The sequence below is a fragment of the Sphingomonas flavalba genome, from assembly GCF_004796535.1.
GTDB lineage: Bacteria > Pseudomonadota > Alphaproteobacteria > Sphingomonadales > Sphingomonadaceae > Sphingomonas_L > Sphingomonas_L flavalba.
Genome location: NZ_SPHY01000028.1, coordinates 1 through 9,939 on the forward strand (window position 1 = coordinate 1; position 9,939 = coordinate 9,939).

Annotated in this window: 11 protein-coding genes; 10 read left to right on the forward strand and 1 reads right to left on the reverse strand. The window is 71.9% G+C overall.

What is annotated here, in order from left to right:
* From E4A53_RS14280 to E4A53_RS14325, 10 genes are all read left to right on the forward strand, one after another.
* The coding region (locus E4A53_RS14280; protein ID WP_136163788.1) for a glutamate-5-semialdehyde dehydrogenase at positions 1-1,188 on the forward strand (1,188 nt) is incomplete at its 5' end.
* Between the two features lie 86 nt (positions 1,189-1,274).
* A complete protein-coding gene (locus E4A53_RS14285) occupies positions 1,275-2,312 on the forward strand; it encodes an aldo/keto reductase (protein ID WP_136163789.1) in 1,038 nt (345 codons plus the stop codon).
* A 42-nt stretch (positions 2,313-2,354) separates the two neighbouring features.
* Complete coding sequence (locus E4A53_RS14290; protein ID WP_136163790.1) at positions 2,355-2,993, forward strand: nicotinate-nucleotide adenylyltransferase; 639 nt, start codon at positions 2,355-2,357, stop codon at positions 2,991-2,993.
* Between the two features lie 9 nt (positions 2,994-3,002).
* Positions 3,003-3,389 carry a ribosome silencing factor gene (gene rsfS, locus E4A53_RS14295; protein WP_136163791.1) on the forward strand — a complete coding sequence of 129 codons (387 nt, stop codon included), beginning with the start codon at positions 3,003-3,005 and terminating at the stop codon, positions 3,387-3,389.
* Positions 3,390-3,397: 8 nt separating this feature from the next.
* Positions 3,398-3,820, forward strand: a complete 423-nt coding sequence (locus E4A53_RS14300) for a 23S rRNA (pseudouridine(1915)-N(3))-methyltransferase RlmH (protein ID WP_136163792.1) — start codon at positions 3,398-3,400, stop codon at positions 3,818-3,820.
* On the forward strand, positions 3,817-5,031 hold the full coding sequence (locus tag E4A53_RS14305; protein WP_136163793.1) for a murein hydrolase activator EnvC family protein: 1,215 nt from the start codon (positions 3,817-3,819) through the stop codon (positions 5,029-5,031). Before E4A53_RS14300 ends, E4A53_RS14305 begins: the two co-directional genes overlap by 4 nt.
* A gap of 96 nt (positions 5,032-5,127) precedes the next feature.
* Positions 5,128-6,483: a S41 family peptidase gene (locus E4A53_RS14310; protein ID WP_136163794.1), complete on the forward strand. Its 1,356-nt coding sequence runs from the start codon at positions 5,128-5,130 to the stop codon at positions 6,481-6,483.
* Between the two features lie 5 nt (positions 6,484-6,488).
* On the forward strand, positions 6,489-6,974 hold the full coding sequence (locus E4A53_RS14315) for a disulfide bond formation protein B (protein WP_136163795.1): 486 nt from the start codon (positions 6,489-6,491) through the stop codon (positions 6,972-6,974).
* On the forward strand, positions 6,971-7,501 hold the full coding sequence (locus E4A53_RS14320; protein WP_136163796.1) for a demethoxyubiquinone hydroxylase family protein: 531 nt from the start codon (positions 6,971-6,973) through the stop codon (positions 7,499-7,501). Before E4A53_RS14315 ends, E4A53_RS14320 begins: the two co-directional genes overlap by 4 nt.
* A 47-nt stretch (positions 7,502-7,548) precedes the next feature.
* Complete coding sequence (locus tag E4A53_RS14325; RefSeq protein ID WP_136163797.1) at positions 7,549-7,929, forward strand: hypothetical protein; 381 nt, start codon at positions 7,549-7,551, stop codon at positions 7,927-7,929.
* A 106-nt stretch (positions 7,930-8,035) separates the two neighbouring features.
* Here E4A53_RS14325 and E4A53_RS14330 read toward each other — a convergent pair.
* A partial coding sequence (locus tag E4A53_RS14330) for a coiled-coil domain-containing protein (RefSeq protein ID WP_476712826.1) occupies positions 8,036-9,939 on the reverse strand: 1,904 nt, incomplete at its 5' end.

Genomic DNA, 9,939 nt, shown 5'->3' on the forward strand with positions numbered 1-9,939 from the left:
CGGACCGATCCGGCGCTGACGGCGGCGGCGCTGACGGCGGCGGCGGCCGCGATCCGCGCCGATACGGGCGCGATCCTCGCCGCCAATGCCGATGACATGGCGCGCGCCGCCGCCGCCGGCCTGTCCGCCGCGCTGCTCGACCGGCTGCGCCTCGACCGCGAGCGCGTCGACGGCATCGCGCGCGGGGTGGACTCGGTCGCCGCCCTGCCCTCGCCGCTCGGCGCGCTGATCGACGAGAGCACCCGCCCCAACGGCCTGGTGCTGCAACGGGTGCGCGTGCCGATCGGCGTCATCGGCATCATCTACGAAAGCCGGCCCAACGTCACCGCGGACGCCGGGGCGCTGTGTCTGCGGTCCGGCAACGCCGCGATCCTGCGCGGCGGCTCCGATTCGACGGCGAGCAGCGCCGCCATCCATCGTGCAATGGTCTCCGGCCTCGCCGCCGCCGGCCTGCCCGCCGACGCGATCCAGATCGTCCCCACGCCGGATCGCGCCGCCGTCGGCGCGATGCTCGCCGGCGCCGACGGGGCGATCGCGCTGATCGTGCCGCGCGGCGGCAAGGGGCTGGTCGCCCGCGTCCAGGCGGAAGCGCGCGTGCCGGTCCTCGCTCATCTCGACGGCATCAACCATGTCTATGTCGCCGCCGCCGCCGACCCGGCCAAGGCACGGGCGATCGCGGTCAACGCCAAGCTGCGCCGCACCGGCATCTGCGGCGCGATGGAAACGCTGCTGATCGACCGCGCCTATCCTGATCCGGCGCCGCTGCTCGCCGCGCTGCTCGACGGCGGCTGCGCGCTGCGCGGCGACGCGGCGGCGCGGGCGATCGACCCGCACATCACCCCGGCCGATCCGGCGGACTGGGACACCGAATATCTCGACGCGCTGTGCACGGTCGGCATCGTCGACGGCATCGACGGCGCCCTCGCCCACATCGCCGCCCACGGCTCCGGCCACACCGAAGCGATCGTCACCGAGGATACCGCCACCGCCGAACGCTTCCTGGCGGAGGTCGACAGCGCGATCGTCATGGTCAACGCCTCGACCCAGTTCGCCGATGGCGGCGAATTCGGGCTGGGCGCCGAAATCGGCATCGCCACCGGCCGCCTCCACGCGCGCGGGCCCGTCGCGTTGGAGGGGTTGACCACCTACAAATGGCTGGTGCGCGGCACCGGGCAAATCCGGCCCTAGCGCGGAAATCCCGCCCCGGCCCGGTTGCGGCGGCGCCCACCGCTTCCCATCTGCGCAGACACCCGCCCCCGGATCAGGAATTTCCCATGCGCTACAATCACCTCGGCTCTACCGGCCTGTTCGTCTCCGAACTGTGCCTCGGCACCATGACCTTCGGCGGCGCCGGCATGTTCGCGGCGATCGGCGGCCTGGAACAGGCGGACGCCGACGCCCTGCTGCGCGCCGCCGTCGACGCCGGTGTCAACTTCGTCGACACCGCCAACATGTATTCGCGCGGCCTGTCCGAACAGATTACAGGCCAGGCAATCCGCAATCTCGGGCTCAAGCGTGAGGATATGGTCCTGGCGACAAAGGTGATGGGCGCGATGGGGGACGGCCCCAACGATCGCGGCCTGTCGCGCGCCCACATCCTCGATCAGGCTAAGGCCAGCCTGAAACGCCTCGGCACCGACCATATCGACTTGTATCAGATCCACGGCTGGGACCCGGCAACGCCGATCGAGGAAGCGCTGCGCGCGCTCGACGACCTCGTCCGCCAGGGTCATGTCCGCTATATCGGCGTGTCGAACTGGGCGGCATGGCAGATCGCCAAGGCGCTCGGCATCTCCGCCCGCCTCGGCCTCGATCGCTTCCAGTCGACCCAGTCCTATTACACGTTGGTCGGCCGAGATCTTGAGCGGGAAATCGTGCCGATGCTGCGGTCGGAAGGGCTTGGCCTGATGGTGTGGAGCCCGCTTGCCGGCGGCTACCTGTCCGGCAAATATCGCGGCGATGCCGGCGCGGGCCGGCGCGAAGCCTTCGCCTTCCCACCGGTCGATCCCGTGCGCGGGGAGGCGGTGCTCGACGCGCTGGCGCCGATCGCCGCGGCGCGCGGCGTATCGATGGCGCAGGTCGCGCTCGCCTGGCTTCTGCATCAGCCGGCAGTGACCAGCGTCATCGTCGGCGCCAAGCGGATCGACCAGCTTGCCGACAACCTTGGCGCCGTTTCCATCGCGTTGACCGCCGACGAGCTGGCGACGCTCGACGCGGCGAGCGCTTTGGTGCCGGAATATCCGGGCTGGATGATCGAACGGCAGGGCGGCGACCGCCGCAAGATGCTCGAACGGACGCCGCAGGGCGCCTGACCCCTCTTTGCCCGGCGGCCGGTTGCTGGCATGGCTCAGGCGATGACGATCACCGGCCTGCTCGGCGGCTCCTTCAACCCGGCGCATCGCGGTCACCGCGCGATCAGCCTGCACGCGATCGCGGCGCTGGGGCTGGACGATCTGTGGTGGCTGGTCTCGCCGGGCAATCCGTTGAAGGACGGCGCCGACGACATGGCGCCGCTCGCCGCTCGCCTCGCCTCCGCCCGGGACATGGCCCGGCGCGCACCGATCCGCGCGACGGCTGTCGAGACGGAACTGGGCACCCGCTACACCGTCGACACGGTCGCCGCGCTGGTCCGCCGCCACCCCAAACGGCGGTTCATCTGGCTGATGGGGGCCGACAATCTCGCCCAGTTCCACCGCTGGCGCGACTGGCGGAAACTGGCGCGCATCGTCCCGATTGCCGTCGTCGCGCGTCCGGGTTATGATGCGGCCGTCCACGCGGCCCCCGCGATGGGCTGGCTGCGGCGCTACGTCCGGCCCGCCAGCCAGGTTGCTCATTGGACGGACTGGAGACCGCCGGCCCTCGTGCTGCTGCGCTTTCGCCCCGATCCCACCTCCGCCACCCTGTTGCGGCGGATCAACCCCGATTGGCACCGCCGGTACGGCCGCGATCAACGGCCGCCCGCGCACTCGCCCGTCCATCACCCGCCTGTTTGAGGAACCCCCTTGGCTGCACCATCCCCGTCGCCGCAATCGCCTGAACCCGACACGACAGAGGCGCTGCACCGCCTCGTGCTGGCTTCGCTCGACGACGATCAGGCACTGGACACGATCTCGATCCCGCTGGAGGGCAAGAGCAGCATCGCCGACCATATGGTCATCGCCAGCGGCCGCTCGACCCGGCAGGTCGCGTCGATGGCCCAGAAGCTGAGCGAGCGGATCAAGGCCGAACTCGGCCGCACCGCCCGGGTGGAGGGGCTGCCCGCCGCCGACTGGGTGCTGATCGATGCCGGCGACGTCATCGTCCACCTGTTCCGCCCGGAAGTCCGCAGCTTCTACAATCTGGAACGGATGTGGGCGTTTGGCGATGCGCCGCCGGTCGCCAGCGCCTGACAGGTCCGTTGCTGCTCCACATCCTCGCGCGCGGGCGCATCGGGCGCGGGGCGGAGGCCGAACTGGTCGACCGCTACATGAAACGCATCGCCTGGCCCTGGCGGGTGACCGAGCTGCCCGATCGCGGCGGCCGCGTCCCCGCGCACGACCCCGGCACCGTCATGATCGTGCTCGATGAAAAGGGCCGCGACCTGCCGTCGACCGATCTCGCCCAGCGGCTCGGCCGCTGGCGCGACGACGGCCGGAGGGAGGCGCGCTTCGTGATCGGCGCCGCCGACGGCCATGCTACGGCGCTGCGTGACGAAGCCGACCTGCTGCTCGCCTTCGGCAAGGCGACCTGGCCGCACCTGCTCGCCCGCGCGATGCTCGCCGAGCAATTATGGCGGGCGACCAGCATCCTCGCCGGCCACCCCTATCACCGCGACGGATGACGGTGGCGCGCCGCCCCGCCGCCCTGCTTGCCCTTGCCGCCGGCGGCGCGGCGCTGGCCGTCCTCGGCCTCGCCCTGCCCGCCGGCGCCCAGACCATCGCCGACGAACGGCGGGAACTGGCCCGCGCGCTGGACGATGCCCGCCGGGCGACCGCCCGGTCGCAGGCGCTGGAACAGCAGGCGCAGGCCGCGCTCGACGATGCCGCCGTCGCCCGCGCGCGCGAAGCGGCGGTCGCCGCCCGCATCCAGGCGGCCGAAGCCGATATCGACGCCGCCGAGGCGCGGGTTGCCATTGTCGAGCGCATGCGCCGCGCCCAGCGCGCCCGGCTCGCCGCCCGGCAGCAACCGATCGCCCGGCTGACCGCCGCCCTGCAGGCCATGGCGCGGCGCCCGGCGGCGATGGCAGTGGTCCAGCCAGGCTCGGTCGCCGACATGGTCCATGTCCGCGCCATGCTCGCGACGCTGCTGCCGGTCATCCACGCCCGCACCGCCGATCTGCGCGCGGAGGTCGCGGAGGGAGAGCGCCTGCGCCGGCTGGCGGGGCAGGCGCTCGCCGGGGTGCGCGCCGGGCAGCAACGGCTGGTCGACGAACGCGCCGCGCTGGCCCGGCTCGCCGTCGCTCACCGTCGCCGCTCGCAGACGCTGCGCAATGAAGCCACGCTCGAGGCTGATCGCGCGATCGCGCTTGGCGAGCAGGCACGCGACATCACCGATCTGATGGCCGACCTGAACCGTCAGGCCCGGACCAGAGAGGCGCTGGCCGCACTGCCCGGCCCGCTGCCGCGCCCGCCCCGCCCCGGTGCCGCCACCGCGATGCCCGCCGTGGCCGAATCCGCCCTCCCTGCGGGGCGGCCAAGCTATCGGCTGCCGGTTAACGGCACCGTCGTCGCCGGGCTGGGCGAAATCTCGCGCGCCGGCGTCCGCTCGCGCGGGCTGACCATCGCGCCCCGGCCCGGCGCGCAGGTCGTCGCTCCCGCCGCCGGCCGCATCGCCTTCGCCGGCGCCTATCGCGGTTACGACCGGATCGTCATCGTCGATCATGGCGGCGGCTGGACCTCGCTGCTGACCGGGCTGGACGCGATCGCGGTGGCGATCGGCGATTCCGTGGTGCAGGGCAGCCCGCTCGGCCGCGCCGGTGCGCGCCGCCCCCGGATCACCGTCGAGCTGCGCCACGACGCGACGCCGATCGACATCACCCGGCTGGTCGGATAGCGGCGATGGCGGCCCGGCGCACCGCACAACAGCAGTTGGGATTCGCCGCGAATGCCTGTAGAGTCATCGCCCTTGCGTGTTAGGACCCGTTGTTCGATGCCGAAGTCCCTGTTCAGCGCCCCTCTGCTGCGCGCTGCCGCGCTGGTTTCGGCGCTGGCTCTCGTCCCCGTCGCCAATGCCGGGATCGCCGCCGTCGACAGCGCTACCTTCCGCGAGCTCGACACGTTCATGGACGTGTTCCAGCGGGTCCGCGCCGACTATGTGGAGAAGGTCGACGACAAGACGCTGATCAAGGGCGCGATCGACGGCATGCTCGCCAGCCTCGATCCGCACAGCTCCTATCTGGACGAAGCGGATTTCGACAATCTGCGCACCCAGACCGACGGCAATTACGGCGGCATCGGCCTGACCGTCACGATGGAGGACGGCGCGGTCAAGGTGGTGACGCCGACGGAGGACACGCCCGCCTTCCGCGCCGGCATCAAGGCCGGCGACTACATCACCCATCTCGACGGAGCGCTGCTCTACGGCGGCACCCTGAACGAGGCGGTCAGCCAGATGCGCGGCAAGCCGGGCACCGACATCAAGATCACCATCGTCCGCCCGGGCCGCGACAAGCCGTTCGACCTGACCCTGACCCGCGAGATCATCGAGCTGAAGCCGGTGAAGTGGGAGGTGAAGGGCGACATCGGCTATATCAACGTCAACAGCTTCTCGAAGAATACCGGGCCGGACGTGCGCGCCGCGCTGCTCGGCATTGACAAGGCGCTCGGCCGCCGCCCGGCCGGCTATGTCGTCGATCTGCGCTCCAACCCCGGCGGTCTGCTCGACCAGGCGATCGAGGTGTCGGACGCCTTCCTCGAACGCGGCGAGATCGTGTCGCAGCGCGGGCGTGAGAAGGTCGACATCGAACGCTACTACGCCAAGCCGGGCGACGACGCCCACGGCCTGCCGGTGGTCGTGCTGGTCGATTCCGGCTCGGCGAGCGCGGCCGAAATCGTCGCCGGCGCGCTGCAGGACCAGCACCGCGCGCTGGTCATCGGCGAACGCACCTTCGGCAAGGGGTCGGTGCAGACGCTGCTGCCGCTGAGCGAAAAGACCGCGCTCAGGCTGACGACGGCGCGCTATTTCACCCCGTCCGGCCGCTCGGTGCAGGAAGGCGGGATCGAGCCGGACCTCGTCGTTCCTCAGCTCTCCGATCCGGACTACAAGGCGCGGCCGCGCTTTCGCGAGGCGGACCTGCGCCGCCATCTGATCAACGAGGCAAAGGTCGACAACAGCCTCCTGGAAGACGACGTCAAGGAAGATCCCCGCTTCGCCCAGACCGCCGAGGAACTGAAGAAGCAGAATATCGAGGATTTCCAGCTCGACTACGCGCTGAAGATCCTGCGGCGGATCAACGGCACCGCCGCTCCGGCTCCGGCGCGGGTGGCGCAGGCCGGCAAGCGTTGAGCGGCATGGCCCGCGATCCTCTCGCCACCGCCCGGCTGATCGCGCTCGCCGCCCCGGCGCTGCTGCTCGGCGGCGCGCTGCTGTCGCAATATGTCGGCGGCCTCTACCCGTGCGAAATGTGCTACTGGCAACGCTGGCCGCACGCCGCCGCCATCGCCCTCGCCATCCTCGCCATCCTGCTGCGCCGCTCCGCCGCCGGCCGGGCGCTGACAGCGCTCGCCGCCGTCGCCATCCTGGTCAGCGGCGCGATCGGCATCTTCCACGCCGGCGTCGAATATCACTGGTGGCAGGGGCTGACCCAATGCTCGACCGGCCCGGGCGCCGGCGGCGGCGATGTCCTCGCCAATATCTGGGCGACGCCGCTGATCCGCTGCGATCAGGCGCAATGGACGCTCGGCGGCATTTCGCTTGCCGGCTACAACGCTCTCTTTTCGATCGGCGCCGCCATCGCCATCTTCCTGCTGCTTGGGCGCAGGGGAGCAGCGCGATGAACAGGCCAGGCGAAGCGATGCCGGACAGCGCGGCAATGCTGCGGGTCGATCAGGCCGGCGAATTCGGCGCCACCCGCATCTACGCCGGCCAGCTCGCGGTGCTGGGGGATCGGCATCCGATGGCGCGGACGATCGCCGGCATGGCCGCGCAAGAGGAACGCCACCGCCGCCACTTCGACGCGATGCTCGCCGAACGCGGCGTCCGCCCCACCCTGCTCCAGCCGTTCTGGGACGTCGCCGGCTTTGCGCTCGGCGCGGCGACGGCGGCGATCGGGCCGAAGGCGGCAATGGCCTGCACCGCCGCGATCGAAACGGAGATCGACCGCCATTACGGCCAGCAGCTCGACGAACTGGGTGATCGCGACCCGCCGCTCGCCGCGGCGATCGCCGAGTTCCAGGCGGAGGAGGTCGAGCACCGCGATGCCGCCCTCGCCGCCGGCGCGGAACAGGCCCCCGCCTATCCGCTGATGAGCGCCGCGATCCGCCTCGGCTGCCGCGCGGCGATCGCGCTGGCAAAACGGATATGATCGATCCCCCCGCGCGTTGGCGGGGCAGACTGGAGTGGAATGGAACGATGAGACTGCCCCTCGCCGCCGCGTCGCTCGCGCTTGCCGCCGCCCTCGCCCCGGCCCCGGCCGCTGCCCAGGCATCCGAACGGGTGCTGACCATTTTCGGCAACGACAAATGCCCGGCCGACACCATCTGCGTGCGTGCGCCGGAAAATGACCGCTACCGCATTCCCAAGGAATTGCGCCGCAGCATCCCGACGCCGGAAGACCGCAGCTGGGCCACCCGGGTCGGGACGATGGAATATACCGGCCGCACCGGCACCGGCAGCTGCTCGCCGGTCGGCGCCGGCGGCTGGACCGGCTGCTACCAGAAAATGCTGCGCGAAGCCCGCGACGAACGCCGCGCCGCCGCTGAGGAACGCGAACAGAACCAGCCACAGCGCTGAGTCTCATCGGAGCGAGCAGGCTCCGCTTGTGATCCAGCCCCGTCACCCCGGACTTGATCCGGGGTCCCCTTGATTTCGGCCTCCGCCGGCATGACGCTTTGGTCTCTTACTCCGCCGCCAGCAGCCGCTCCGCCCCACCCAGGTCGACGGAAACCAGCCGCGACACGCCCTGCTCGACCATAGTCACGCCGAACAGCCGGTGCATCCGGCTCATCGTCACGACATTGTGGGTGACGATCAGGTAGCGCGTGTCCGCCTCGCCGACCATCGCGTCGAGCAGGTCGCAGAATCGCTCGATATTGGCGTCGTCCAGCGGCGCGTCGACCTCGTCCAGCACGCAGATCGGCGCCGGGTTGGTCAGGAACAGGCCGAAGATCAGCGCCACCGCGGTCAGCGCCTGTTCGCCGCCCGACAGCAGGGTCAGCGCCGCCAGCTTCTTGCCCGGTGGCTGCGCCATGATCTCCAGTCCCGCCTCCAGCGGATCGTCGGAATCGACTAGCTGGAGATAGGCTTCGCCGCCGTTGAACAGGGTGGTGAACAACCGGCGGAAATGTCCGTCCACCGCCTCGAACGCGGCGAGCAGCCGGGTCCGCCCCTCGCGGTTCAGGCTGCCGATCGATCCGCGCAGCCGGTTGACCGCCTGGGTCAGTTCGTCGCGCTCGGCGACATTGGCGGCGTGGCTCTCCTCCAGCTCGCGCAATTCCTGCTCGGCGACCAGATTGACCGGGCCGATGCGCTCGCGGTCGAGCACCAGCCGGTCGTGCCGCCCGGATTCGGCGGCGACGTCGCCAACCTCGGCACTGGCAAAGCCGACCCGCTCGGCAAGCAGCACCGGCGGGCATTCGAACCGTTCGCCGGACAGACGGCCCATCTCCAGCCGCCGCTGCTCCTGGTTCTCGGCCCGCGCCGTCGCCCCGGCCCGCACCTCGCGCGCCTGCGCCAGCACCTCGCCCGCCGCCGCCAGCGCCGCTTCCGCCGCGCGCAGCTTCGCTTCCGCCTCGCGCTCCGCCGCCGCCAGCGCCTCGGCATCGGCGGCGCTTTGCGCCCGTTCGGCGGACTGTGTGGCGATCCGGTTGTCCAGCGCCGCCGGCGCCTCGGTCAGGGTCAGCGCTTCCGCTTCGGCGGCGCGGGCGCGCTTGGTCATATCCTCGATCCGCCGCGCCGCATCGCCGGCGCGGCTGCGCCAGCTTTTCGCCTCCGCCTGCGCGGCGGTGCGGCGCCCACGATCGGCATCGACGGCGCGGTCGGCGGCGGCCGCCTCAGCCTTCAGCTGCACGACATGCTGCTGCGCCCGCTCGCTGGCCCCGCGCAGCGCGTCGACCGCGCCGGCGGTTGCCGCGCCGTCGGGCAGCGCCGCCAGCGCGGCCTCCGCCTCTCCCAGCGCCATCGTCGCCTCGGCGCGTTCCGCCTCGGCCCGGGCAGCCCGCTCGTCGAGTTCGGCACGTCGCCCGGCCAGCCGCTCGATCGCGACCAGCGCCTGATCCTCGTCGCGGCGGGCGGTGCGGGCGCGGTTCTCCGCCGCACCGCGCTCCCCCCGCGCCGCATCGATTGCCGCCGCCGCTTCGGCCAGCATCGCCAGCGCCGCCGCCAGCGCCGCCTCCTCGCGCTTCACCACAACCTGTGCCGGCGGCAATGCCGCCTCGATCTCCGCCAGCCGGTTGACCCGGATCAGCCGTTCCGCCGCCGCCGCGCCATCCCCGCTGGCGACAAACCCGTCCCAGCGGCGCAGCGCCCCGCCACGGGTGACGATCCTCTGCCCCACCGCCAGCGGCGCGCCGTCGTCGCTGTCGACGACGCCGATCTGCGCCAGCCGCCGGCCCAGCGCCCCCGGCGCGCTGACATGGTCGGCCAGCGGCTCGGCGCCCGGCGGCAATGCCGGGTCGCCCGGCTGTGCTTCCGCCCCGGCCCAGCGCCGCGCGCCTTCCAGCCCGGCCTCCAGGTCGTCGCCCAGCGCCGCCGCCAGCGCATGTTCATAGCCGGGCGCCGCCCGCATCCGCGCCAACACCGGCC